Origin of the sequence: Rhodococcus sp. PAE-6 (genome assembly GCF_025290685.1) — a bacterium.
GTDB classification, from domain to species: Bacteria; Actinomycetota; Actinomycetes; order Mycobacteriales; family Mycobacteriaceae; genus Rhodococcus; species Rhodococcus pyridinivorans.
Genome location: NZ_JAOCLZ010000007.1, coordinates 34,245 through 59,896 on the forward strand (window position 1 = coordinate 34,245; position 25,652 = coordinate 59,896).

General features: G+C 70.5%; 22 protein-coding genes. 16 read left to right on the forward strand and 6 right to left on the reverse strand.

What is annotated here, in order from left to right; translation table 11 throughout:
* From rplQ to NVV99_RS15230, 3 genes are all read left to right on the forward strand, one after another.
* A complete protein-coding gene (gene rplQ / locus NVV99_RS15220; protein ID WP_006554582.1) occupies positions 1-555 on the forward strand; it encodes a 50S ribosomal protein L17 in 555 nt (184 codons plus the stop codon).
* Positions 556-620: 65 nt separating this feature from the next.
* Positions 621-1,457: a tRNA pseudouridine(38-40) synthase TruA gene (truA, locus tag NVV99_RS15225; protein WP_231414039.1), complete on the forward strand. Its 837-nt coding sequence runs from the start codon at positions 621-623 to the stop codon at positions 1,455-1,457.
* A gap of 35 nt (positions 1,458-1,492) precedes the next feature.
* Complete coding sequence (locus tag NVV99_RS15230; RefSeq protein ID WP_024101616.1) at positions 1,493-2,494, forward strand: alpha/beta hydrolase family protein; 1,002 nt, start codon at positions 1,493-1,495, stop codon at positions 2,492-2,494.
* An 86-nt stretch (positions 2,495-2,580) separates the two neighbouring features.
* On the opposite strand, the gene NVV99_RS15235 is transcribed toward NVV99_RS15230, so the two are convergent.
* Both NVV99_RS15235 and NVV99_RS15240 read right to left on the reverse strand, forming a co-directional pair.
* Positions 2,581-3,483: a phosphotransferase family protein gene (locus NVV99_RS15235; protein WP_041803421.1), complete on the reverse strand. Its 903-nt coding sequence runs from the start codon at positions 3,481-3,483 to the stop codon at positions 2,581-2,583.
* A gap of 59 nt (positions 3,484-3,542) precedes the next feature.
* Positions 3,543-4,685, reverse strand: a complete 1,143-nt coding sequence (locus tag NVV99_RS15240; RefSeq protein ID WP_024101614.1) for an acyl-CoA dehydrogenase family protein — start codon at positions 4,683-4,685, stop codon at positions 3,543-3,545.
* A 69-nt stretch (positions 4,686-4,754) separates the two neighbouring features.
* On the opposite strand from NVV99_RS15240, the gene NVV99_RS15245 reads away from it, so the two are divergent.
* Positions 4,755-5,360, forward strand: a complete 606-nt coding sequence (locus tag NVV99_RS15245) for a TetR/AcrR family transcriptional regulator (RefSeq protein ID WP_024101613.1) — start codon at positions 4,755-4,757, stop codon at positions 5,358-5,360.
* Positions 5,357-5,932 (forward strand): NADPH-dependent FMN reductase, encoded by a 576-nt coding sequence (locus NVV99_RS15250; protein ID WP_019288595.1) that lies wholly within the window; start codon positions 5,357-5,359, stop codon positions 5,930-5,932. The genes NVV99_RS15245 and NVV99_RS15250 overlap by 4 nt, the downstream gene beginning before the upstream one ends.
* Here NVV99_RS15250 and eccE read toward each other — a convergent pair.
* Positions 5,920-7,503: a type VII secretion protein EccE gene (eccE, locus tag NVV99_RS15255; RefSeq protein ID WP_242411740.1), complete on the reverse strand. Its 1,584-nt coding sequence runs from the start codon at positions 7,501-7,503 to the stop codon at positions 5,920-5,922. The two genes, NVV99_RS15250 and eccE, sit on opposite strands and share 13 nt — an antisense overlap.
* A 240-nt stretch (positions 7,504-7,743) precedes the next feature.
* Here eccE and eccB point away from each other — a divergent pair, with 240 nt between their 5' ends.
* Positions 7,744-9,198, forward strand: coding sequence for a type VII secretion protein EccB (gene eccB / locus NVV99_RS15260; protein WP_024101611.1), 1,455 nt, complete (start codon positions 7,744-7,746; stop codon positions 9,196-9,198).
* A gap of 1 nt (position 9,199) precedes the next feature.
* On the opposite strand, the gene mycP is transcribed toward eccB, so the two are convergent.
* A complete protein-coding gene (mycP, locus tag NVV99_RS15265) occupies positions 9,200-10,567 on the reverse strand; it encodes a type VII secretion-associated serine protease mycosin (protein WP_024101610.1) in 1,368 nt (455 codons plus the stop codon).
* On the reverse strand, positions 10,564-12,015 hold the full coding sequence (gene eccD, locus NVV99_RS15270; protein WP_228044602.1) for a type VII secretion integral membrane protein EccD: 1,452 nt from the start codon (positions 12,013-12,015) through the stop codon (positions 10,564-10,566). The genes mycP and eccD overlap by 4 nt, the downstream gene beginning before the upstream one ends.
* Positions 12,016-12,211: 196 nt before the next feature.
* Here eccD and NVV99_RS15275 point away from each other — a divergent pair, with 196 nt between their 5' ends.
* The 9 genes from NVV99_RS15275 to NVV99_RS15315 all read left to right on the forward strand — a co-directional run bounded on the left by NVV99_RS15275 (position 12,212) and on the right by NVV99_RS15315 (position 22,770).
* Positions 12,212-16,195, forward strand: a complete 3,984-nt coding sequence (locus NVV99_RS15275; protein WP_024101607.1) for a type VII secretion protein EccC — start codon at positions 12,212-12,214, stop codon at positions 16,193-16,195.
* A complete protein-coding gene (locus NVV99_RS15280; RefSeq protein WP_242411739.1) occupies positions 16,195-17,709 on the forward strand; it encodes a type VII secretion-associated protein in 1,515 nt (504 codons plus the stop codon). The genes NVV99_RS15275 and NVV99_RS15280 overlap by 1 nt, the downstream gene beginning before the upstream one ends.
* A 130-nt stretch (positions 17,710-17,839) precedes the next feature.
* Positions 17,840-18,193 carry a WXG100 family type VII secretion target gene (locus NVV99_RS15285; protein ID WP_229565273.1) on the forward strand — a complete coding sequence of 118 codons (354 nt, stop codon included), beginning with the start codon at positions 17,840-17,842 and terminating at the stop codon, positions 18,191-18,193.
* Positions 18,194-18,253: 60 nt separating this feature from the next.
* Entirely contained in the window at positions 18,254-18,544 is a 291-nt protein-coding gene (locus tag NVV99_RS15290; RefSeq protein ID WP_016690931.1) for a WXG100 family type VII secretion target, read from the forward strand.
* 289 nt (positions 18,545-18,833) lie between these two features.
* Positions 18,834-19,277 carry a 50S ribosomal protein L13 gene (rplM, locus tag NVV99_RS15295; protein ID WP_006550055.1) on the forward strand — a complete coding sequence of 148 codons (444 nt, stop codon included), beginning with the start codon at positions 18,834-18,836 and terminating at the stop codon, positions 19,275-19,277.
* Positions 19,274-19,777 (forward strand): 30S ribosomal protein S9, encoded by a 504-nt coding sequence (gene rpsI / locus NVV99_RS15300; protein ID WP_006550056.1) that lies wholly within the window; start codon positions 19,274-19,276, stop codon positions 19,775-19,777. Before rplM ends, rpsI begins: the two co-directional genes overlap by 4 nt.
* A 152-nt stretch (positions 19,778-19,929) precedes the next feature.
* On the forward strand, positions 19,930-21,270 hold the full coding sequence (gene glmM / locus NVV99_RS15305) for a phosphoglucosamine mutase (protein WP_024101603.1): 1,341 nt from the start codon (positions 19,930-19,932) through the stop codon (positions 21,268-21,270).
* Between the two features lie 118 nt (positions 21,271-21,388).
* Complete coding sequence (locus tag NVV99_RS15310) at positions 21,389-21,757, forward strand: hypothetical protein (RefSeq protein ID WP_024101602.1); 369 nt, start codon at positions 21,389-21,391, stop codon at positions 21,755-21,757.
* Positions 21,754-22,770: a WXG100 family type VII secretion target gene (locus NVV99_RS15315; protein WP_041803420.1), complete on the forward strand. Its 1,017-nt coding sequence runs from the start codon at positions 21,754-21,756 to the stop codon at positions 22,768-22,770. The genes NVV99_RS15310 and NVV99_RS15315 overlap by 4 nt, the downstream gene beginning before the upstream one ends.
* Before the next feature lie 16 nt (positions 22,771-22,786).
* On the opposite strand, the gene NVV99_RS15320 is transcribed toward NVV99_RS15315, so the two are convergent.
* Positions 22,787-23,635: a hypothetical protein gene (locus NVV99_RS15320; RefSeq protein ID WP_024101599.1), complete on the reverse strand. Its 849-nt coding sequence runs from the start codon at positions 23,633-23,635 to the stop codon at positions 22,787-22,789.
* 128 nt (positions 23,636-23,763) lie between these two features.
* On the opposite strand from NVV99_RS15320, the gene glmS reads away from it, so the two are divergent.
* A complete protein-coding gene (gene glmS, locus NVV99_RS15325) occupies positions 23,764-25,629 on the forward strand; it encodes a glutamine--fructose-6-phosphate transaminase (isomerizing) (protein WP_006550061.1) in 1,866 nt (621 codons plus the stop codon).
* Positions 25,630-25,652: the final 23 nt, after the last annotated feature.

Here is a 25,652-nt window from a genome sequence, read left to right on the forward strand (position 1 = left end):
ATGCCCAAGCCCAAGAAGGGCGCCCGCTTCGGCGGATCGGCCTCGCATCAGAAGGCGCTCATGGCCAACCTGGCCACCGCGCTCTTCGAGCACGGCCGCATCACCACCACCGAGGCCAAGGCCAAGGCCCTGCGCCCGTACGCCGAGAAGCTCGTCACGCACGCCAAGGCCGGCACGCTGGCCTCGCGTCGTGAGGTGCTGAAGGTCATCCGCAACAAGGACGTCGTCCACTCGCTGTTCGCGGAGATCGGTCCCTCCTTCGAGGACCGCAACGGCGGTTACACCCGCATCATCAAGACGATGCCGCGCAAGGGCGACAACGCCCCCATGGCCATCATCGAGCTGGTGCGCGAGAAGACCGTCACCTCCGAGGCCGACCGCGCTCGCCGCGTCGCCGCCTCGCAGGCACCCGCCGAGGACAACGCGGTCCAGGCCGTCGAGGCCGAGGCCACCGACGCCGAGGTCGCGAACGCCGACGCCGTCGTCGAGGGTGTCGAGGACACCAACGCCACGGCTGCCGACGCACCCGAGGCGGACGAGGCCAAGAAGGACTAATCCACTTGGTTTCGGCATCTGCTGAAGCTCACGAGCCCGCCGACCCTTCCGAGGGCGGCGGGCTCGTGGCTTCTCACGAGACAACCCGTCTGCGACTCGACATCGCGTACGACGGCACCGACTTCTCCGGCTGGGCACGGCAGCCCGGACGTCGCACGGTGTGCGGGGAGATCGAGGAGAAGCTCTCCGCGATCGTCCGCACCCCCGTGCTGCTCACCGTCGCCGGTCGCACCGACGCCGGCGTGCACGCTTCCGGGCAGGTCGCCCACGTCGACGTCCCCACCGCGGTGCTGCCCGACGATCCGTCGCGCTGGGTCCGCCGTCTCGCACGGTTCCTGCCCCGCGACGTGCGGGTCACCGGGATCTCCGTCGCCCCCGAACATTTCGACGCGCGTTTCTCGGCGATCCGGCGCCACTACGAATACCGCCTCACCACAGCGGTGTACGGCGCCGAGCCGCTGCGTGCCCGCGACACCGTCGCGTGGCCGAAGGCCGTCGATCTCGATGCGATGCAACGCGCGTCGCAGTCGCTGCTCGGCCTGCACGACTTCGCCGCCTTCTGCAAGCGGCGGGAGGGTGCGACGACCGTACGTGAACTGCAGCGATACGACTGGACCCGCGAAGGTGACATCCTCACCGCCTATGTCAGCGCCGACGCCTTCTGCTGGTCGATGGTGCGCAGCCTCGTCGGCGCGGCCCTGGCCGTGGGGGAGGGGCGTCGCAGCGTCGAGTGGATGACGGCCCTGCTCGACGAACGCGAACGTGCGGCGTCCGTCGCGGTGGCACCGGCCCACGGCCTGTCACTGGTTCGCGTCGACTACCCTGCTGACGAGGAACTCGCCGCGCGCAACGCTGCGACGCGGGAGATGCGCGGGCCCATCACGCCCGGCTGTTGCGGATGAAGGGAACGAATGTGCGCGCACGACGGTTTGCGTTGATGGGGACGATCGGGGCGCTCGCCGTCTCGTCGCTGGTCCTGTCCGGTGCCGCGGTCGCCCACGCCGAGGATCTCCCGGCCGCCGCGACCGGCGAGACCCGGTCGCAGAGCGCGACTGTCGAACGCATCGAGAAGCACACCGACCGCGATTGGTCGCTGTTCGTGTACTCGCCGTCGATGGAACGCACCATCGAGCTGCAGGTGCTGCGACCGGCCGACACGAGCGCGCCGCGACCGGTCTTCTACCTGCTCAACGGTGCCGGTGGGGGACTGGACCGGGCGACCTGGCGCGAGCAGACCGACATCGTGGAGTTCTTCGGCGACAAGAACGTCAACGTCGTCACTCCGGTCGGTGGCGCGTTCAGCTACTACACCGACTGGCTCGAGGACGATCCCGTTCTCGGACGCAACAAGTGGACGACCTTCCTCACCGAGGAGATCCCCTCCGTGGTCGACGAGACACTCGGTGCGAGCGGCCGCAACGCGATCGCCGGTGTGTCGATGTCGGCGACGTCGGCGCTGGCGCTCGCCCAGCAGGCGCCCGATCTCTACCAGGCGGTGGGTTCGTACAGTGGATGCGCCGAGACCGCGTCGGATATCGGTTCGCGCTATGCGGAGATCGTCGTCGCGTTCGGCGGGGGCGAGGTCGAGAACATGTGGGGACCGGTCGCCGGTGAGCACTGGACCGAACAGGACGTCGTGCTCAACGCCGAGAAGCTGCGCGGCAAGGCCGTGTACGTCTCCACGAGCAGCGGTGTCCCGGGTCCGTACGAATTGAAAGCATGGGAGCAGGACGGTGTCGCCGTCCTTCCCGATGTGGCTCTGCTCGGGCTCATCGAGGCCGGCGTGAACGATTGCACGACGCGACTGCGCGGTGCGCTGGACGCAGCCGGGGTCGAGGCGACCTACTCGGTCCGGCCCGACGGTACCCACACCTGGGGCTACTGGCAGGAGGCCCTGCACGAGTCGTGGCCCGTGCTCGGCGAGGCCATCGGCGCCTGAGCCGAGAGCGCTGCGCTCGAAAAGACACCCGGGGGGGGTGAGGTCCGCGACCTCACCCCCTCGGGCGTTCTCACATGCTCGTCGGATCAGCCAGTCCAGGACCTCGAGGACGTTGCTGATGAGCGCATCGAGCGAACCGGGAAGCGGCCGAGCGCCTCGGCGATCATGCGGTGGCCCTCGGCCTCGTAGCAGTCGTCGCCCACATGGAAGGCCCACACCGCGACCGCGACCGCCGCGCGGACACGTCGGCGGAACCAGGCGTCCTCCTCACGGGGATCCTCGCCGTAGCCACGCAGGAAGGCCTGCTCGGCACCGGGGACCCGGAGGAACTCGCGTACCGCGAGCCGCTCGAAGTCCTCACCCGCCGGGCGCATCGCGGCACGCCCGAAGTCGATCACCTTCACCACACCGATGTCGTCGGCGAGCCAGTTGCGGCTCTGCCAGTCGCCGTGGGTGGGCACCAGGGTGGCCGTCGGTGTCGGCCACCCCTCGACCATCGAGCGCAATCGGCCGGCGACGTCGGGACCGATACGGTGCGGCGCCGCGAGCCACCGCAGCGTCTTCGTGTTCGCCGATCGCTCGTACCCCTCGTCCACCACATGCTCCTGGCGATGGAACTGGGCGAGCAGCGCGCCGGCCTGTTCGTAGACGTCGAGACGGGACGACGCGGCGGTGCCCAGGACGAGCCGCCCCGGAAGGTATTCCGTCACGACGAGTTTCGTCGCGCGGTCGGCGAACACCATGCGGGCGGCCCGACCGCACCGTACCCACGGAGCGGTCCACCGCTCGTGCGCGCTGATCTCGCGGCCGATGTGCCGATCCGGAGTTCCGCCCGCCTTCACGACCAGCAGCCCGTCGTCGGTGTCGACCTCGAGGACAGTGGTCGACACCAGCCCCCAACTCATGTCGGAGACCACGACGATGCGGCCGAACCGCTGCGTCAGCAGGTGGCGTTGCTGTGGAGTGAGCCGCTCCAGGGCGTCCGGCATGAAGGCACTCTAGCGATCTTTCGCCGCGAAAACCCCTGTCGCTTCCGGCTTGCGATCGTTCACCCCGCGAGGGACCGCGCGATCACGAGTCGCTGAATCTGATTGGTGCCCTCGAAGATCTGCGTGATCTTTGCGTCGCGCATGAAGCGCTCGACCGGGAAGTCGCGGGTGTAGCCGTATCCACCGAGGACCTGCACAGCGTCGGTCGTGACCTTCATGGCGGCATCCGTCGCGACGAGCTTGGCCACCGACGCCTGCCGCGAGTAGGGCAGGCCGGCGTCCTTGCGCCGGGCAGCGTCGAGATAGGTGGCGCGGGCCGAGTCGACGGCGGCGGCCATGTCGGCGAGAACGAAGCCGAGGCCCTGGTGGTCGATGATGCGCTTGCCGAAGGCCTGCCGTTCCTTGGCGTAGGCCGTCGCCTCGTCGAGGGCGGCCTGGGCCAGACCCGTCGCGACGGCGGCGATCCCCAGGCGTCCGGAATCCAGTGCGCTGAACGCGATCGGCAGTCCCTGTCCCTCGGCGCCGATCCGGCGCTCGGCCGGGACGAAGGCGTCGTCGTAGTGGGCGGAGGTGGTGGGGATGGCGTGCAGGCCCATCTTCTCCTCGGGCTTGCCGAAGGACAGGCCCTCGGTGCCGGCGGGCACGAGGAAGCACGAGATGCCCTTGCTGCCGGTGTCGGCTGTGCGGGCGAACAGGGTGTAGAAGTCGGCCTTGCCGCCGTTGGTGATCCACGCCTTCGAGCCGGTGATGCGGTAGCCGCCGTCGACGGGTTTCGCACGGCACGCGAGGGCCGCGGCGTCGGATCCGGCCTGCGGCTCGGAGAGGCTGTACGCGCCGATCGTGTTGCCGCCCAGCATCTCCGGGAGCCACTTGTTCTTCTGCTCGTCGGTGCCGTGGGTGGCGAGCGCGAAGCACGACAGTCCGTGCACGCTCACCGCAACCGCCACGGCAGCCCAGTGGGCGCCGAGTTCCTCGAGGACCTGCAGGTAGACCTCGTAGGGTTGGTCGCCGCCGCCGAACTCCTCGGGGTACGGCAGGCTCAGCAGCCCTGCGGCGCCGAGTGCGGGGAAGACGCCCTCGGGGAAGGTCTCCTTGCGCTCGTGCTCGTCGACGCGCGGGGCGAGCACCTTGTCGGCGACGTCGCGGGTGAGGTCGATCAGGTCGTAGGCCTCGCGGGTGGGAAGCAGACGCTCGACGGGCACGGTGGTTCCTCCTGGAAGACTGGGGACCAAAAATAGTACTGAGGACGATACTGCAGTACTGTTCTCGGTATGGCAAGAGTCGGTAGCCGGCGGCCCACCGCCCGGCAGGCGCAACTGTTCGACGATCTGGTCGCGTTGTTCCTGGCAGAAGGCTTCGCGCACCTGACCCTCGACGACATCGCCGCGCGTCTGCGCTGCTCGAAATCGACGCTCTACGCACTCGCGGAGAACAAGGACCGGCTCGTCTACGCGGCGACCGTCCACTTCTTCAAGGGTGCTGCCGACCGGGTGGAGGCCGACGTCGCGCGGGCCGCGGACGCCCAGGCTCGCATCGGCGCCTATCTCGAGGCCGTGGGGCGCGAACTCGAACCCGCCTCCACGCGGTTCATGGAGGACATCGCCCACACGCCGGTCGCGCGCGAGGTCTACGAACGCAACACCCGGTTCGCCGCCGACCGCGTCCGCCAGCTCATCTCCGAGGGAGTTGCGGCCGGCGAACTGCGCGACGTCCACGCGGCCTTCGTCGCCGACGTCGTCGCCTCGGTCATGGTCCGCATCCAGCAACGACAGGTGGCCGAGACGACCGGTCTCGAGGACGCACGTGCCTACCGGGAACTCGCCGCACTGCTCGCGCACGGGCTCTCGACCGCACCGCACCTACGATCGACCCTATGACCACGGCTGCACCGAACGATCCGATCCGCCTCGAGGTCGTCGTCGCGAGTGTCCGCGCCGGTCGCATCGCGCCGGTCGTCGCAGACTGGTTCGCGGCCACCGCACGGCGTCGGCCCGAGTTCGACGTCGGCGTTCTCGATCTCGCCGAGACCCCGCTCCCGCACGACCTCTCGGGCGGTCCCGACGCCGACGCCTTCACCGGTCGCATCGGTGCTGCGGACGCCTTCGTGGTGGTGACCTCCGAGTACAACCACGGCTATCCCGCCGCGCTGAAGACGGCCATCGACACCGTCAAGCACGAATGGCGCACCAAGCCGGTCGGATTCGTCTCCTACGGTGGCCTGTCCGGCGGATTGCGCGCGGTCGAGCAGTTGCGGCAGGTCGTCGTCGAGGTCCACATGGTGCCGGTGCGGCAGTCGGTGAGCTTCCACCGCGTCAAGCACGCCTTCGCGGCCGACGGCACCACCACGGACGAGGCCGCGATCGACGGCGCGGAACGCATGCTCGACCAGATCGCCTGGTGGGCCCGCACCGTCCGCGCCGGAACCGCCCTCGACCGCTATCCCGGCTGAGGCGCCGGATCCGGCATGCGCGACCGGCCGAGATGGGTGCTCTCCGCCGCGATCGTCACGAGGGTGAGAGGCGTGCGTTCGCCGCCTACCGTGAGCACCACACGGTCCCCGGCCGCTCCGGGTTGGAGCAACGACACCGTGGGGCGCTCGCGCGGCCATCCGTCCGGGTGGATGTGCACGTGGATCGCGGTCGCGTGCGGCATGGACGAGGTGGGCGGGACGCCGTCGTAGACGACCGTGTCGAAATCGTGGTCGCCCGCGTACTCGCCCGCCAGACGCAGCCGGTCGGGTCCGGCCGCGGATCCGACCAGGCCGCGCCACGCACCGGACCGGTCGGTGTGGACGACGACCCGCGCCCCCACCGCGACGGCGCGGAAGACCACCTGCTGGGCGAGATACAACTCGCCCGCGATGTGGACCGAGCGGACTCCGGGACCGGTGAGACGCGCGGTGACGGCGCGACCGGCGTCGTCCGATCCGATGAGCTGCCCACACCCACCGGCCGGAAGAGCGAGGGCGTCGAGTTCCCCGCTACGCGATTCGCGCAAGGGAACCCGGTCTTCCAGTTGCGGAACCCCGAGGGGCAATGCCGCTGTGAGGAGTTCGGCGTGACGTCCGTACGCCGGGAACAGTCCGGCCACCGAGGGGACGTCTGCCTCGCGCGTGGTGAACCGTGCCAGCGCCCCGACCCGAACCGACCCGTCATCACCCGGTCGCAACCGGAGGACCAGTGTCGACGCCAAAGTTGGATGCGACCAGATCGCCGCCGTGTGGCGGCGGTCGATCCGACGTGGGTCGAAGGCGCCGCCCGAGTCGAACGCGGAGGCCAGGGCGACGTGCCGGCGCGTCGGGGCCCACTCCGTCGCCGGGACCCCGTGGGAGATGCGCAGCGCGGCCTGTTCGATCTCGCTCGCGGTGAGCAGTCGCGCACCGTACCCGGCGTCGCCGAGCGCGCGGATCACGCGCCGCGCCGCCGCGACGACGGTCCGGGCGGCACCCTCGGAGCCTCCGCCCCGACGGGCGGCAGCGGCCGCGCAGGACGTGACGTCGAGTCGGAGCACCACCCGCACCGTGCGTTCGGCCGCGGCGGGAAGCGGGCCCAGCAACTGTGCGTAGGCCTGCCCCGCGGGGGTCGAGTCGCGAACCCGGCGCCCCTGCACCACGACATCGATCCCGTCCAGGACGACGTCGTGCCGGTACAGGCAGGCGGCGATCGCGTCGAGGGGGAGCGTTCGCCCCGTCTCCTCGCTGTCGCGCCCGAGTCGGGTGATCGCACCGGCCGGTGAGAACGGTTCGAGAACCACGGTCGCGTACGGGCCGTCCCATAGCACCCCCACCGGGACTGCCGACCCGACGTGGAAGTCGCGGAGGACACCCGAGACGGAGACGTCGTCCGGGCGTCGGCGCAGAACGGTCGCGATCCATTCGGCTGTGCCGCGTCCGCCGATCCGCACGAGGCACAGCGCGGCCGGTGGCACGGCGATCGCGCAGGCCACCCACACGGACGCCCCCGACACCACCGCCAGCGTCCATACGAGGGCGGCGACGCACTGGGCACCCACGAGCCGCACGGCGACACGGCTTCTCGCATCACCTGCTGCTGTGCTGATCCGTGCACCGGTGGGCGCTGTGCTGACCCGTGAATCCCCCGACTCGAAGACGGTTCGTTGCATCGATCCCCCCGAACGACGGCCGGCAATGATTCCGGCGCGGTGCCGACCTTCCCCCTGACCGCGCGGAGCGCCTGTGGTGGACGCCCGACAGGACTGTACTGTGTTGCGCCAGAGAGCGTGCCGTACGGGGGGAGATCGATGGCAGCGCAACCGACCACGCGATGGCAGGTCAGTGGATACCGTTTCCTGGCACGACGCATGGATCATGCGTTGGTGCGGGGTGACGTACGAATGATCCACGATCCCATGCGTTCCCAGTTCCGGGCGTTCGTCGTCGGAGTCGTCGTCGCGTGTGTCGTGCTGGGAGGCTGTGCCGCCCTTGCCCTGTTCCGCCCCCAGGACCGGATCGGTGATGCTTCCGTCGTCGTCGGACGCGACTCCGGTGCGCTCTACGTCGCGATCGGCACGACCTTCCATCCCGTCCTGAATCTCGCGTCGGCCCGGCTGATCCTCGGATCGCCCACCGAACCGGCGGTCGTAGCCGACGAGGAACTGACGACACGACCACGCGGACCGCTGGTGGGGATCCCGGGTGCGCCGTCCTCCCTGGTCCATGATGCAGAGGAGGTGCCGTGGACGGTGTGCGACGTCGCCGACCCGAACGGTCTGCAGTCCTCGACCACCGCCGTGCTCGCCGGCACACCCGACCACCGGGCAGGCTCGGTGCTCGCCGACGACGAAGCGCTCCTCGTGGCCGCGGACGGCAGATACCACTTGCTCTACGAGGGCAGACGCGCCGAAATCGACCCGAACGACCGGTCGCTCGTGCGCCTGCTGGGCATCGACGTCTCCCGTGCGCGCCCCGCGAGTCCCGGACTGCTCGCCGCCGTGCCGGAATCGCCGAAGCTGGCGGCACCCCACATCACCGGCGCCGGAGGTGTCCCGGGCATGTCGATCCCGGGTGTGCGAGTCGGGTCGGTCGTCGCGGTGTCCGAACCGGACGGGCAGAGTTTCCACGTAGTGCTCGAGAACGGTGTGCAGGAGGTCTCGCGGGCCACCGCACATCTCATCCACTTCTCGGATTCGCAAGGAGCACCCGAGATTCCGGTGATCCCACCCGACGTCCTCGCAGCCGCGCCGGTCGTGCACGAACTGCCGGTCGACACCTTTCCCGAGGTCGTCCCGCGCATCGTCGATCCGGGGGAGAGGCCTGTGGCGTGCTCCACCTGGCAGCCCGGCACAGGCGAGAACGACCGGCACCGCTCGACTCTGCGGTTGTCCGCGGGGACGGCCCTGCCCACCGGCAAGGACGCCGTGCCGGTGGTCCCGGCCCAGGCGGACGATGCCGGACCGCAGGTCGACGCGATCCACATCCCGCCGGGCCGCGGCAGATACGTGCAGACCACCTCGCTGACCTCGGACACCGACCGTCTCGGTTCGTTGTTCTACGTCGCCGACACCGGCGTGCGGTACGGCATCACCGATGCGGACGCCGCTGCGGCACTCGGCTTCACGGATCCACCCGCCCGGGTCCCGTGGCCCATCCTGCAGTTGCTCGCTCCGGGACCCGCGCTCGGCCGGGAACAGGCGCTGCTCGCACACGACGGTGTCGCCGCCGACCCGGAGGCGGTCCCCGTCGGGGCGGGCAACTGATTCAGGTCCGTGATCGGGCGAGTCGTCGTGCCGGTGCAGTGAGGACGAGAACGAGGGCGGTCGCGGCGATCACGGCCGCAGCCGAGATCAGTGCGATGGTGCGCGGCCGGTGATCCGGTACCGGGGGAGGAGTCGGCTCGGCGACGGCAACCGCCGGCGTCGGCTCCGCGCGCCCGGCCGGCAGCGGCGCGGTGACGGCGGCGAGCGGGTCGACGACCCCGTGGCCCACCTGCGGATTCCATCCTTCCGCGGGGGAGTGGGCGGTGCTCTCGATGCGCGTCATCACCTCTCGGGCGGACAACTGCGGGTATCGCGAGCGCACCAGCGCGACCGTCGCCGCGACGAGCGGCGCCGCGAAACTCGTCCCGGACACCGGTCTGCCGCCCTGGGGGCCGGGGATCAGGTCGGCCAGACCGTCGGTGCCGGGATTGAGTGAGACGAGCCCGCTCCCGGGAGCGGCGACGTCGACCCAAGGCCCGGGCAGGCTGTACCCGGCCGGTGTGCCGTCGTCCTCGACCGCGCCGACGGTGAGGACGTACTCGTCGTACCAGGCCGGTGATGCCAGGGTGACGACCGAATCCCACGGATCCGCACCGGGATCGGCCGGATCCGCCGAGCGCGGATTGCCTTCGCGGCAGGTGTCGGTGTTGCCGGCCGCCGCGACGACGACCGCGTCGTGTACATCCGTCGCGTACTGCACTGCCGCTCCCAGCGGACCGTCGACGAGGCCTTCGGCGACCGTCCGGCAGGCGACCTCGGAGATGTTGACGACGGTGGCGCCGAGATCCACCGCCTGCCGGACGGCCGCCGCGAGGGTCCGTACGTCGCCGTATCCGGAGGCGTTGCGCGCGGCATCGTCGTCCGATCGGGAGCGGTCGGAGAAATGGCCGCTCGACTGGCGGATGGCGATGATCCCCACGTCGGGTGCGCCACCGGCGAAACCCGATCCGGGTGTCGGCCGCGCCGCGATCAGGCCGGCGACGAGGGTGCCGTGCGCGTCGCAGTCCTCGGTGCCGTCACCCGTGGACACGTAGTCGCCACCCGGCCTCGGGGCCGGCAACCGCGGATGCGGATGGACCCCGGTGTCGATGACGGCGACCACCTGCCCCGCTCCCCGGGTGATCGGCCACACGGACGCGAAGTCGAGGATGCGTTGTGCCCGAGGGATCTGCGGTCCGTCGGGAGCATCCGGCAGTTCTGCGCACAGCACCCGCATCTCGGTGGCCTCGGGAGGCGCAGGCGTCGCGCCGGCGGGCAGTTGCGCCGGATCGGGTACCGGGGGCGCGGCGGTCGCGAGACCCGGAGTAGTGGTCGCTATCAGGGCGGCGAGGGCCAGGACCGCGAACCGGTGTGACAGCCGCACCGTCACAGTCCGCGGATCGCTGCGTACACACCGGCGACCCAGCAGGCCAACGGCACGACGGTGGCGATGGTCGCGTACTCCGCGATCTCGGCGATCCGGCGTTGTACCGGGGTGAACGTCCGTCGCGGCGCGACCACACCGAAGAGGAAACCGGCACACGCGAGACCCGTAGCGGATGCGAACACCGCCCACGGCGGCAACGCTCCGCTCGCTGCCGCACCGACGAGCAGCCCGAGCAGCAGTACCGCGCCACCGGCCACGAGGGGAGCCGCCTGCGCGGTCGCGGTGTAGGTGCGGCCTCGGAAGACCAGGACCACGGCCGACGCCACGGCCAGTGCTACCGCGGGCACGGACACGTCTCCGTCCAACGGGAACGCGGCGCACCACGCTCCGCCCGCCGTGAGTAGGACGACGGCGTGGACGATTCCGGTGAGCGCGCTCCGTGCCCGATTCGCACGGTGCTCGAGCTCCGCCTGTGACGGCAACCCGGACACGCTGCTCTCGGGGGTCTCCGGTTCGAGCGGAGCGCCCGGAGCAGGGACCGGGGGGATGGGGAGTTTCGCGAGCATCGCCGCGAGGCGTGGTGCCGTGCCGGCGAGCAGCAGCGCCACCACCACCGTTCCGGCTCCGAGGGCGCGCGCCTCGAGTTCGGTGGTCGATGCGAGGGTGGCCGTCACGACGACGCCCGCGGCGGTCGCGGCGACCGCCGTGCACGGTGCGAGGCCGATGCGGGTGGCACGCACGGCGAGCACTGCGACCGCCCCGGTCAGTGCCGCGGCGAGGACGAGACGCGGCGCCGGCGATTCGCCGGGAACGAGCAGCGCCCCGGCCGTCGCTGCGAGCGGGAAGGCGCACCACAGCAGCGCGGTCGCGGTCCGTCGATCGTCGTGGAGCCGGGCGAGGATGCCTGCGGCGAGCAGCACCAGGAGAGGCAGCGCGGCGCACACGGCTCCGAGGGCGAGACGGCTCGCGCCGTCGGGCAGGAACAGCAACGGTACGCAGCCCGCGGCGAGGGCGACCGGACCCAGGACGGCCGCGATGAGACCCGACGGGCCCGCACCCCACGGCGTCGTGGTCCGGTCCGAGGCCGCGACGCTGTACATGACGTCGTCGAACAACGGTGGAGGAGCGGGGGATCCGGCGTCCTCCAGGACGAGGATCTCCCCGTCGCGGACGCCGTGCTCGTCGAGACTCAGCGCACCGGACAGCGGGGCCCGACCGATCCGGGCGAGCGCCCAGCCGTCGGGTTCCGTGCGTTCGGGTGTCGCGTCGAAGTCGTTGTCGGGCCGGTGGCCGGCGACGAGATTCACGATCCCCGGGAGCAGCAGCGCCACCGGAACGTCGAGGGGCAGTGCGAGATCGACCTCGGTGTGGCGGGCGAGCACGGTGATCCGGCACAGATCCGGGGCGCCCACCTGCCCCGGGGTCTCGGATCGCGCACGCACAGATGTCATCGGCCTCGGTTCCCCCCGTCACTGCAGTCCGAACGACGCAGACCATACGACATCGTCCCGACCGGTGTCGTGCCCGAGTTGTCCGTCGAGGGGCCGAGGGGCGAACAGGAGCACGGAAGGTCGCAGCCATGGGTTAGTCTTCCACGACCGTGGGGCCGTAGGGGGCGGCCGACGGCGTTCCGGGGGGGTGACGAACGTGAGTACCGTGCGTTTCGTACGCAGAGCACGGCGGGAGGCACCGCGCGCTCCCAGCGGCGAGGTGAGTGTCCAACCGCCACCGGACATTCCCCGGGCCACGCCCGGCAATCTGGTGACCAGACTGCTCCCGCTCGTGATGGTCGCGGCGATGATCGGGATGGTCGCGCTGATGTTCACCACCGGCGCCGCACGCAGCCCCATGGCGATGATCTTCCCGCTCATGATGGTCGTGTCCCTGGTGGGCATGCTCGCCAACGGTGGTCGCAGCGGGGGAACGAAGACCGCCGAGGCGAACGAGGACCGCAAGGACTATCTGCGCTATCTCGACCAGCTCCGGCGCGAGGTCACCGAGACGGCGCACGAACAACGTCGGGCGCTCGAATGGTCGCATCCCGACCCGGCCCTGCTGTGGACCCTCGCCGGCACCGTCCGGATGTGGGAGCGGCGCAGCACCGATCCCGACTTCGGTCACCTCAGGGTGGGGCGCGGCGGGCAGCGACTCGCGACCCGACTCGTGCCTCCGGACACCGGGCCGGTCGAGGATCTCGAACCCGTCGCCGCCCTGTCGCTGCGCAGGTTCGTGCGCGCGCACTCGGTGGTGCAGGCGCTGCCCACGGCTGTGTCGCTGCGGGGTTTCGCGGCGATCGGCCTCGAGGGCGATCGCAGCGCGGCGCGCTCGCTCGCTCGGGGGATGCTCGCGCAGGCGTGCACCTTCCACGGTCCCGACACACTGCAGGTCGCCGTCGTGTGCGGGCCCGACACCGCTGCGGAATGGGAATGGATCAAGTGGCTGCCGCATGCGCAGAACCCGGTCCTGCGCGACGGTGCGGGCAGTGCACGCACGGTGTTCGGTTCGCTGTTCGAACTCGAGACCGATCTCGCGGCGGTCCTCGCCGGTCGCAGCAGATTCGTCCGGAACGCCCCGGCCACCGAGGGTGCCGTGCACCTCGTCGTGGTCGTCGACGGCGGGGTCACGGGATCGGGTTCGGGGGTGCTCGACGACGGTCTCGACGCAGTGACCGTGCTCGACCTCTCCGGTTACGCCACGCGGCTCAGCGCGACGCGCGGCCTGCGCCTGGTGGTCGAGGAAGGACGGGTCGGGGTCGCCACCGGCACCGACGTCGACATCTTCGCCGATGCCGACGGCATCGGGACTCCGCAGGCACAGACGTTGGCCAGACTGCTCGCGCCGTACCGGGTGACGAGCGGAGCGGTGGACGAGAGCGCCGGCGACGACCGGCCGTCGAGCTGGCAGGAGCTGCTGGGCCTCGGGGACGTGGCCCGCTTCGACCCCGCGCAGGTATGGGTGCCACGCCGCGGGCGCGACCGCCTGCGGGTACCGATCGGTGTCGGCATCGACGGTGCGCCTGTCGAACTCGACCTCAAGGAGGCCGCCGAGAACGGGATGGGACCGCACGGACTGTGCATCGGCGCAACCGGATCGGGAAAGAGCGAGTTCCTGCGGACGCTGGTCCTCGGTCTCGTGGCGACGCACCCGCCGGAGGCACTCAACCTGGTCCTCGTGGACTTCAAGGGCGGCGCGACCTTCCTCGGTCTGGACCGGATCTCGCACGTCGCGGCGGTGATCACCAACCTCGCCGACGAGATCGCGATGGTCGACCGCATGAAGGACGCCCTCGAAGGCGAGATGAACCGCCGCCAGGAACTGCTCCGGACCGCAGGCAACTTCGCCAACGTCGGCGACTACGAGAAGGCCAGGGCGGCAGGTGCACCGCTCGACCCGCTGCCCGCGCTGTTCATCGTGGTCGACGAGTTCTCCGAACTGCTCTCTCAACAGCCCGAATTCGCCGACCTCTTCGCGGCGATCGGACGCCTGGGCCGGTCGCTGCACATGCACCTGCTGCTCGCCAGCCAACGACTCGACGAGGGTCGCCTCCGCGGTCTCGACAGCCACTTGTCGTACCGCATCGGCCTGAAGACCTTCTCCGCAAACGAATCGCGGAGCGTTCTCGGCGTTCCCGACGCCTACCACCTGCCGTCGACACCCGGCGCCGGATATCTGCGGACCGATTCCGCCGACATCCAGCGGTTCTCCGCGGCGTACGTCTCGGGGCCGTACGAGCCCGGCCGCCCCACCCGGCGCACCCGATCGGCGGTGCCGGCCGGCACGTCCCGGCCCCGGCTCTTCACCGCGCGGGCGGTGCCGGTCGACGCCGGTCCGCCCGCCCCGGTCACGGAGCCGCTCCCGGTTCTTCCCGCGGGTGACGGCCGGAGCGTGCTCGAGGTGGTCGTCGACCGGATGCGGGGGCACGGAACACCGGCGCACGAGGTGTGGCTTCCTCCGCTCGACGACTCCCCGTCGCTCGACATGCTGCTGCCCAGGTCGGTGCTCACCGGCGACGTGCCGCGTCACGCAACCTTGCGCACCGTCGTCGGTGTCGTCGACCGGCCGTTCGAGCAACGCCGCGACCCGCTGGTGGTCGATCTGTCCGGGTCGGCCGGCAACGTCGTGGTGGTCGGCGGCCCGCAGTCCGGGAAGTCCACACTGCTGCGCAGCCTCGTCCTGTCGATGGCCCTCACGCACAACGCCGAGCAGGTGCAGTTCTACGGTCTCGATTTCGGTGGTGGCACGTTGTCCGGTCTGGCCGGCCTGCCGCACGTCGGTTCCGTCGCGGGGCGGCACGACACCGACCGGGTGCGCCGCACGGTCGCGGAGATGATGTCGCTGCTGCGTCGTCGCGAACGGTCCTTCGCCGAGAACGGCATCGAGTCCATAGCTCAGCTGCGGCGGATGCGCGCCGACGCGGTCGCACCGGCCACCGGCGATCCGTTCGGCGACGTCTTTCTCGTCGTCGACGGTTGGCCGAGCATCCGGCAGGACTTCGAGGCGCTGGAACAGACGATCGGGATCCTCGCCGCCCAGGGTCTGTCCTACGGCATCCACGTGGTGCTCAGCGCCCCGCGCTGGGGTGACGTGAGGCCCGCCATGCGCGACCTGCTGGGTACGCGGCTCGAACTCCGCCTCGGCGACCCGTCCGACTCCGAGTACGGCCGAAAGAGAGCGGCGATGGTGCCGGAAGGGCGGCCGGGACGCGGTATCGACCGCGATGGCCTGCACATCCTGGGGGCGCTGCCGCGGGTGGACGGAAGCTCCGATCCGGCCGATCTCGCGGTCGGCGTCGCAGCGGCGGTCGAGGCCGTCCGTGCTGCCACGCCGGGGCGTTCGGCGCCACCGGTGCGCATGCTGCCCGAACGCATCGACCGGCCCGACCTTCTCACAGCTCTGCCCTCAGGGTGGCCGCCACCGGCCGACGCGTCCCCGGCGGCCCGGCTCTCCGTCCCGATCGGCATCGACGAATCCGAACTCGCGCCCGTATCGGTGGATTTCACCGACCATCCGCACCTGCTGATCTTCGGCGACTCGGAGTGCGGCAAGACCAATCTGCTGCGAGGGCTGTGCCGCGGACTGGTCGAAGCCGGCAGCGGTGCGCAGACCAGGATCATCGTCGGCGACTACCGCCGCACGCTGCTCGGTGTCGTGGGCGGCGACCATCTCGGGGGATACGCTGCGTCGGCAACGGTCCTCGCAGTCATGGTCCGCGAACTCGCCGGCATCTTCGAGCGCCGGCTGCCGGGCCCCGGCACGACGCAACAACAGCTGCGCGATCGATCGTGGTGGACCGGACCCGAAGTGTTCGTGGTGATCGACGACTACGACATGGTCGCCACCTCTGGCCAGAATCCGCTGCTGCCGTTGCTCGACTATCTCCCGCAGGGACGTGACATCGGCCTGCACCTGGTGGTCGCGCGTCGCTCGGGTGGTGCCGGACGCGCGATGTACGAACCGATCCTCGGGCGTCTGCGGGAGTTGTCGACTCCGGGTCTGATCATGAGCGGTAGCCGCGACGAGGGAGCGCTCGTCGGCGCGGTCCGTCCGTCGCCGGTGCCGCCGGGCCGCGGCACACTCGTACGACGCGACGGCACGGCGCTCGTCCAGACCGCGTGGGCGCCGGAGGTGTGATGGCGCTCCGGGACGAGACGGTCGTCGCGGTCGCGTTCACGCTGACACCCGGATCCGTCCACATCGGATGGCCCGGAACCACGCGCAGCGTGCCCGCTCTCGCCGCGGATCTCGGCGACCGACGGGTCTACGGAGCGGCAGCGGAGGAACCGTCGGAGCCGGCCGGCGTCGCAGGACTCGTGGATGTCACGGAACTCGTGGATGCGGCCGCGGTCGAAGGGGAAACCGAACTCGGAGAACTGCTGAGCGGGCTCGTCTCCTACGCCGCAGCGACCGTGGGTGCACCGGACATCGGCGGGGTGGCGTGCGCGATACACCCGACCTGGTGGAACGAGCGGCGCCGCGATCTCTTCCGGACCGCCGTGCGGCAGGTCGCAGGCGATACGATCCTGCTTCCGGCCGCGGTGGCCGCCGCGCGCGCCGCCGATCCTGCGCCGCACGAGCGGTGTGCGGTGCTCGAATTCGCCGCCGGGGGAGTCACCGCCGTGAGCATCGCTCCGCCGGGACCCGACGGGCCGACCGTCGAACGACTCGCACGCGATCCGGGTCTGTCGGTGCACTCCCCGGACGCCGCGATGCGACTCGAGAACCTGCTGACCTCGGTGTGCGGCGGGGCTGGGCCGGAGGTCGTGGTGGTGACCGGCGGCCCGGGCGAACCGTCCGGTGTCGAATTCTTCTCTCTCGCAGTTGATTTCGTGGGTTCGGGTCGGCGGGTCCTGCCCGTCGCGGCCTCGGAGATGCTCAGCGCCGTGACCGGCCCTCCGGCGCCACCGGCCGGAACCGGAGGGACCGCGAGAGCCCCGGCCATCGCTCCGACGACCGACGGACCCGACAGGACACTGCCGTGGCTCAGCGAGGTGCGCGCACGCCCGGATCCCCCTCGTGGCGGGCGGGCCGGCACGGTGCCCGCGCTGGTCGTCGCCGGGGCGGTGATTCCGTTCCTGCTCGCCGCTGCGATCTTCCTGTGGCCGCTTCTCACCGGAGAAGGTGGAGACGCGGAGGTCCCGGCTCCGCCGGAAGTCGTTGCTGCAGAGGAGCCGCCGACCGACGCTCGTGAGCCCGAGTCGGCCGCCGACGCCGGTCCCTCCCCGTCGACGCGGATCGACGCCGGTCCGCTGCACCTCGACCTGCCGGAGGGCTGGCGCGTCCGCGACCCCGCGACCGTGCCCGAGGGGCGCGCGGAACTGATACCGGTCGGCGGAACCGATCGCCGGATCCTGGTCGTGTACCGCGATCTTCCCGACGGGATCGACGAGCGCTCGGTCGCCTCCGCGTTGGCGGAGCGGGCCGCCGAACGTGCACCTGTCATCCGCGACCTCGACACCGACACGACCTTCGCCGACCGCAAGGTCGTGGCCTACACCGAAGTTCCCGACGACTACTCGGTGGTGCGGTGGTCGGTCCTGGTCTTCCCCGGACTTCAGGTCTCCGTGGGATGCCAGTACCTCGAGGGGGAATGGACCCGTATCCGGAGTGAATGCGAGCAGGCCGTCCACACCCTCCGGGGCGGGTGAGAAAAGAAGGTCCACGAATTTCGGAAGGCGCGGAACCGATACCGGATCGGGTGCGTCCAACCAGATGTAGGAGCCAGGACCGGCTCGACACCGAGCCGGATGATCCACGCACGAGCGAAGGAGTACGCCGTTGACCCAACCGACCGGCAATTCGAATCACCTCACCACCGATGTAGCGACCATGGAGGTCGTCGCGGGACAACTCCAGGACTCCCGCGCCGAACTCGACGCGATCCTCGGTCGTCTGACGGGCGTGGTGCAGTCCGCGCCGTCGGTCTGGCGGAGCCGCTCGGCGGAACAGTTCGCCGGAATCATGGAGCGCTGGAACGTCAACCACACCAAGCTGTCGAACGCCCTGGACGAACTGGCAGAAGCCGTGCGCACCAGTGGACGGTCGTACGCCGCTGCCGAGGACCAGCAGGCCCAGTCCTTGTCGGCGATCGACCCCGATGGCGGTTCGGTGCTCAACGGGTCGTTCACCTGATCCCCGGTCGCTCCGGCACACAGCCCTCCGGCACACATTCGAGAACAAGGAGAACGATCCGTGTCCGAGATCTATCAGAACTTCGCCGGCGTCGCCGACCTGCACGCCCAGCTCGTGTCCGGTCAGAAGGCGATCGAGGCGACGCTCGACCGCATCGAGGGGCAGGTGGCGCCCCTCATCGCCACCTGGGACAGTGGGGCGCAGGAGCGCTACGCCGCCACGCAGGCGCGCTGGAACGAGGCCGAGGCCGGCCTCATCCAGGTGCTGCACGACATCGGTCGGGTGGTCTCGACCGGTAACGACAACATGCAGGAGGTCGAGCGCCTGAACCAGCAGCGCTTCCCGGGCTGATCCGGGTCTGCCGGATCCGGACCGATCCGGCGCTGTCACGTCCCGGTGGTGGAGAGGCCGCCGGGACGTGCTGCTGCTTCCGGGGTGCTCCAGCGGAGGGTGCGCAAGGGCAGGGCTGCTGCGGCGCTTTGACCGGCCCGGCGTCCGCCCGGTAGAGTGTCCCCTCGGCGTGTCGCACGTCGTCGTGCCCTGTGGTGCGACGAACACCTCTCCCGGGTCCCAACTGGCCGCCGGGCGTGGCAACCGTCGGCATGCAGGCCAGCAGCGAAACGATAGACGAGGAAGATCTGTGTCTACGTACACACCGAAGGCCGGCGACGTGACCCATCAGTGGCACGTCATCGACGCCACCGACGTGGTGCTCGGCCGCCTCGCGGTGCAGGCGGCAAACCTGCTCCGCGGCAAGCACAAGCCCACATTCGCGCCGCACGTCGACGGTGGTGACTTCGTCGTCATCATCAACGCCGACAAGGTTGCCGTCTCCGGCAACAAGCGGACCGACAAGTTCCTCTACAGCCACTCCGGTCACCCGGGCGGTCTGCGGGCTCGTTCCGTCGGCGAGGTTCTCGAGAAGAACCCCGACCGCCTCGTGGAGAAGGCCGTCACCGGCATGCTCCCGAAGAACAAGCTCGGTCGCGCCATCGCGAAGAAGCTGAAGGTCTACGCGGGCCCGAACCACCCCCACGCCGCGCAGCAGCCGGTGCCGTTCGAGATCAAGCAGGTGGCACAGTGACGACGCCCGAGGAACAGAACGTGAACCCCGAAGAGTACGTCGAGAACGTCGAGGTCGCTGCAGACGAGTACGTCGAGGACGTCGTCGAGGCACCTGCTGCCCCGATCGTGTTCGACCGTCCGGTCCAGACCGTCGGTCGCCGTAAGGAGGCTGTCGTCCGCGTCCGCCTCGTGCCCGGCACCGGCAACTTCACCCTCAACGGCCGCACCATCGAGGACTACTTCCCGAACAAGGTGCACCAGCAGCTCGTGAAGTCGCCCCTGGTGACGGTCGAGCGCACCGAGTCGTTCGACATCCACGCACGCCTGCACGGCGGCGGTCCGTCCGGCCAGGCCGGCGCGCTGCGTCTCGCCATCGCGCGTGCACTCACCGAGGTCACCCCCGAGGATCGCCCCGCGCTCAAGCGTGCCGGCTTCCTCACGCGTGACCCGCGTGCCGTCGAGCGCAAGAAGTACGGCCTGAAGAAGGCCCGTAAGGCATCGCAGTACTCCAAGCGCTGATGTGCCGCCGACGCTGATTTCGTCAGAGTCGGCACCTGTTCCATCACGAGAGCAGGCGTCGGTAGACATCTCCTACCGGCGCCTGCTTTCGTGCATTCTGTCCTCTATCGACACCCGCGGCGGGGGCCGCACACGACTGGGAGGCTGTGTACATGGGTCGGTTGTTCGGCACCGACGGAGTCCGGGGCTTGGCCAACGCCGAGCTCACATTGGAGCTGGCAGTACGCCTGGCAGGCGCTGCGGCAGCGGTCCTGGCCCCGCAGGGTGCCGAGCGGCGACCGGTCGCGGTCGTGGGTCGAGACCCACGCGCGAGCGGGGAGATGCTCGAGGCGGCCGTCACGGCCGGACTCACCGCAGCCGGAGTCGACGTGGTGTCGGTGGGCGTACTGCCCACCCCAGCGGTCGCGTACCTCACGGGTGACTACGGCGCCGACCTCGGCGTGATGATCTCCGCGTCGCACAATCCGATGCCCGACAACGGCATCAAGATCTTCGCAGCCGGCGGGCACAAGCTCGACGACGAGGTCGAGGACCGGATCGAAGCGGTGCTGCACGGCGACGCCGAGAGCGCCGCACGCCCCACCGGCTCCGGTATCGGCCGGGTGCGCGTCGTGTCCGACGCCCTCGACCGTTATCTCGCGCATCTCGCGACGGCCGTGCACAAGCCGCTCACCGGTACGACCGTAGTGGTCGACTGCGCGCACGGCGCCGCCTCGCACGCCGGCCCGGCCGCCTACGCGGCCGCAGGTGCCACGGTCATCGCGATCAACGCCGAACCCGACGGACTGAACATCAACGACGGCTGCGGATCCACGCACCTGTCCGTGCTGCAGCAGGCCGTGCTCGAGCACGGCGCCGACCTCGGTCTCGCGCACGACGGCGACGCCGACCGCTGCCTCGCCGTCGATGCGACCGGCACGGTGGTCGACGGTGACGCGATCATGGCGATCCTCGCTCTCGGCATGCACGAAGCCGGTGAACTTCCCGACGACACCCTCGTCGCCACGGTGATGAGCAATCTCGGTCTGCATCTCGCGATGCGCGCGGCGGGGATCCAGGTGCGCACTGTCGGCGTGGGCGACCGCTACGTGCTCGAGGAGCTCCGCCGCGGTGGCTACGGCCTCGGCGGTGAGCAGTCCGGCCACATCGTCCTGCCCGCGCACGGTACGACCGGCGACGGCGTGCTCACGGGCCTGCGCCTGATGGAGCGGATCGCCACGACGGGTCTGCCGCTCGCGAAGCTCGCCTCGGTGATGACATCGCTTCCGCAGGTCCTCGTGAACGTGCGGGTCCACGACAAGGTCGCCGTCGCGAGCGATCCTGCGGTGGCGGACGCGGTCGCGGAGGCCGAGCGCGAACTCGGTGAGACCGGCCGGGTGCTGCTGCGTCCGTCGGGCACCGAGCAGCTCGTACGCGTCATGGTCGAAGCCGCCGACGACGATCACGCCCGGGCGGTCGCCGACCGTCTCGCGGGAGTCGTCGCCGCCGTCTGACCTGCGCGGTCCCTGCCCTTCGCTGCCGGTTTCCGCTCGCAGTCACGCTGCGGTGGAACCGGATCGTCCTGCGCTGCGTCCTAACCCTTCGAGAGGGTTCGGTGGGTGAAGGGCGGACATGGACACACAGCACAGCACGATCCAGGTCGACGGCGACGCGGTGCGAGCCGTCGCGGCACGACTCGAGGAGGTCGCCGAGGACGCCGACGACGAGATCCGTCGTGGCTTCGGCGGTCTCGTCTTCGACGGCTCCGGTGCCGGATCGACGCACCGGTCGGCCGGCGTTCGCGTCGAGACCGGATATCGCAGGATGCGTGCGACGTGTGAGAGCTGGGCGGCGACCGTGCAGGCGCAGGCCGACGCATTGCGCGCGGCGGCAGACAGATACCGGCACCAGGACGACGCGACCGGCATCGCCCTCACCGCTGTGACCGGTGCCGAACTCGACAGCGTCGGGTTCGGCGACGCAGGGACCCGGCAGCCGTGAGGACCCCTCCCGAGAGCGCAGGCGACATCCTCGACGCGGGAGCGCCCGGCCTGGCCCGTCTGACCGACCTCGTGCAGTCCCTGCATGCTCTCGGGCTCGAGTCCGGCTGTTGCGTCGCGGACGTCCGGGCACGCTACGACGAGGAACGAACCCTCTCGTTGCCCGCCCTCGCCGACGACGCCGCCACGACGCGCTCGCTCGCGACCTCGCTCGGTCGTCGGACCGACGAACAGCGTCGCCTCCTGCAGCAACTCGACGAGTCGTGGGACGGATCCGCCGCCGACCGGGCTCGCGCCGAGCTGACGGCCACCGTCCGTTCCGGAGTGGCGCTGTGTGCGTCGCTGACCGATCTCGCGGTCGCGCTGGAATCGGCGGCCACCGCGATCGCCGCAGCGTTGCGTGAGAAGGCCCGCGTCGTCGGGGAACTCGCGGAAGGCACCGTCGACGGTCGCACGAGGGACGAGATCGACACGATCGTCGCCGGAGCGAGCGGTGGCCCGCACGGACCGAGCCCGGAGGAGCATGCCCGCTGGTTCGGCAACCCGCCCGGTGGCGACGTGGGCGACCCGCCCGGTGGCAACCTGGGCGACCCGCCCGGTGGCGACGTGTCCGACCCTGCCGCCGAGTGCCGGAGATGGATGGAGGAACGTCTGGTCCCGGCGGTCCGGGACGCCGTCGACGTGGTGCTCGGGGCATGTGAGGAGGCCGTCCGCCGGATCGCGGGCAGCGTCACCGACCTGGCGACGACCACCGAACGCGTCGCCGATGATGCCGGGGCGGCGGCCGCGGGCGTATCCGGTGCCGGGACGGTGGCTCCCGTCGTCGACGACGGGTCGACGCAGCACGGACCGAGCGATCCGCCGAATCAAGGTGCACTGCTGACGGTTCCCGGGATCCGCCCGGGCGAACGCAGACGCGAACACACCCCAGGACCGGTCGAGGCCGACCGCCGGCAGGACGAGAACGACGAGGGCGGTGCAGGAGTCGTGCTCGCGGAAGCCGGACCGCTGTGACGCGAACGACGGAACGTCAGCGCCCGAGGAGCAGGTTGACCTGCGTGCCGAGATCGCGATCGACGACGTCGGGGTCGGAGATCACCGTGGAGCCGGGCAGCTCCGTGGTGAGGTCGGAGAAGATCGCGTACGTCTTGTCGCCCGTGAGACGGTGCAGCAGGAAGCCGGTGAGCAGCGCACGAGTGCGTTCCTGGGTGCGACGCTCGGCACCACCGACGCCGAGCGCTCCGAGCAGGCGGCGCCCCTCGACGAGTCCTTCGTCGTTCGCCTTCTCGACGACCCGCAGCTGCACGTCGTCACTGCCCCAGCCCCGGGCGACCGCGACGGCGTCGCTGGTCATCGACCCGATGCTCTTCTCACCGACGAGGACGAGGCCCGGTGCCCGCACGCGGCCCGCGGCTTCGGAGGCAGCGGGGGAGACGGGCGAGGGGTAGAGCGCGGCGACGGCCGCGACCTCACGCCTCGCAGCGGCGAGCACCGCCGCCCCGGCACCCGATCCGTGGCCCACCAGCGCGAGCTTCGACGGATGGACACTGATCCGCCCGGTACCGAGACGCACGCCGGTGCAGATGTCGAGGGTGGTGAGCAGGTCGGTCGACAAGCCGATCGCCGACGGCACCGGTCCGCGTTCGGTGTTGGGTGCGCCCACCACGATTCCCCAGGACGCGAGGTGCTCGAAGAGCTTCGTGTACTTCGTGACCCCGGTGAGCCAGCCGTGCCCGAACGCGATCGCGGGCAGGTCGAAGCCTTCCGCTGGGGTGTACACGACACCCGGCTGACCGGCGAGCGCCAGGTCGCCGCGCAGCACCGAGTGCGGGCCGCGCCGGGAGAGTTCCTGAGCCAGTTTCTTGGGGTTCGCCGCCACGGCCTGAACGTTAGCGGATGGCGCTGCCCGCCGGGGTCGGTGCGTACCGGACGGCGTGCCCCGATGCAGGTGTACGGGCTCACCGGTGTGTTGTTCCCGGGCGGGGGTCGACCAGTACCCTGCTAGGCATGTGCGGAATCGTGGGCTATGTCGGGCACCGTCGTGCTCTCGACGTCGTGGTGGAAGCGCTGCGGCGGATGGAGTACCGGGGTTACGACTCGGCGGGAATCGCCATCCTCGACGGCAAGGGTGGTCTGGCCGTCGAGCGGAAGGCGGGGCGGCTGGTCAATCTGGAGGCCGAGCTCGCCGAGATCGGCGAGGAGCACTTCGCCGGTACCGCGGGGATGGGGCATACCCGGTGGGCCACCCACGGTCGTCCCACCGACCGCAATGCGCATCCGCATCGCGACGCGACCGGCAAGGTCGCGGTGGTGCACAACGGCATCATCGAGAACTTCGCGCCGCTGCGTGAGGAGCTCGAGAAGTCGGGTGTGGAGCTGGCCAGCGACACCGACACCGAGGTCGCGGTGCATCTGGTGGCCCGCGCCTACGCCGAGGGTCCGACGGCGGGCAACTTCGTCGACAGCGCCCGCAGTGTGCTGCGCCGCCTGCAGGGTGCGTTCACACTGGTCTTCGCCCACGCCGATCATCCGGGCACGATCGTCGCGGCGCGCCGGTCGACGCCGCTGGTCGTCGGGGTCGGCGACGGTGAGATGTTCATCGCCTCGGACGTCGCGGCGTTCATCGAGTTCACCCGGGAGGCGGTCGAGCTCGGTCAGGACCAGGTCGTGGTGATCACGAACAACTCCTACGAGGTCACCGACTTCGACGGCAACACCGACGTGGCGACGCGGCCGTTCACCATCGACTGGGATCTCGCCGCCGCCGAGAAGGGCGGCCACGACTACTTCATGCTCAAGGAGATCGAGGAGCAGCCGGCCGCGGTCGCCGACACCCTGCGCGGTCACTTCGTCGACGGGTGCATCGTGCTCGACGAGCAGCGCCTGTCCGATCAGGAACTGCGCGACATCGACAAGGTGTTCGTCGTCGCCTGCGGCAGCTCGTACCACTCGGGCCTGGTCGCCAAGTACGCGATCGAGCACTGGACCCGCCTGCCCGTCGAGGTCGAGCTGGCCTCGGAGTTCCGCTACCGCGATCCGGTGCTCGACCGGTCGACGCTGGTCGTGGCGATCTCGCAGTCCGGGGAGACCGCCGACACCCTCGAAGCGGTCCGGCACGCCAAGGATCAGAAGGCGCGGGTGCTGGCGGTGTGCAACACCAACGGCGCGCAGATCCCGCGGGAGGCCGACGCGGTGCTCTACACCCGCACCGGCCCGGAGATCGGTGTGGCCTCGACGAAGGCGTTCCTGGCGCAGATGGCCGCGAACTACCTGGTGGGTCTGGCGCTGGCGCAGGCGCGCGGCACGAAGTATCCCGACGAGGTGGCCCGCGAGTACCAGGATCTGGCGGCGATGCCGGAGAAGATCGCCGAGCTGCTGACCGGGATGGAGCCGGTGCGGGCGCTGGCGCGGGAGCTGTCGGCCTCGCCGGCCGTGCTGTTCCTCGGTCGGCACGTGGGCTACCCGGTCGCGCTCGAGGGTGCGCTCAAGCTCAAGGAGCTGGCGTACATGCACGCCGAGGGTTTTGCGGCCGGTGAGCTCAAGCACGGCCCGATCGCGCTGATCGAGGACGGGCTGCCCGTCATCGTCGTGATGCCGTCGCCGAAGGGCCGCGCCGTGCTGCACAGCAAGCTGCTCAGCAACATCCGCGAGATCCAGGCCCGCGGGGCCGTCACCGTCGTCATCGCCGAGGAGGGCGACGAGACGGTCCGGCCGTTCGCCGATCACCTCGTCGAGATCCCGTCGTCGGCGTCGCTGCTGCAGCCGTTGTTGTCGACGGTGCCGTTGCAGGTCTTCGCCGCGGAGGTCGCGCAGGCCCGTGGTTACGACGTCGACAAGCCCCGCAACCTCGCCAAGTCGGTCACCGTCGAATAGCGACCCACCCGCCGGTGCAGGAG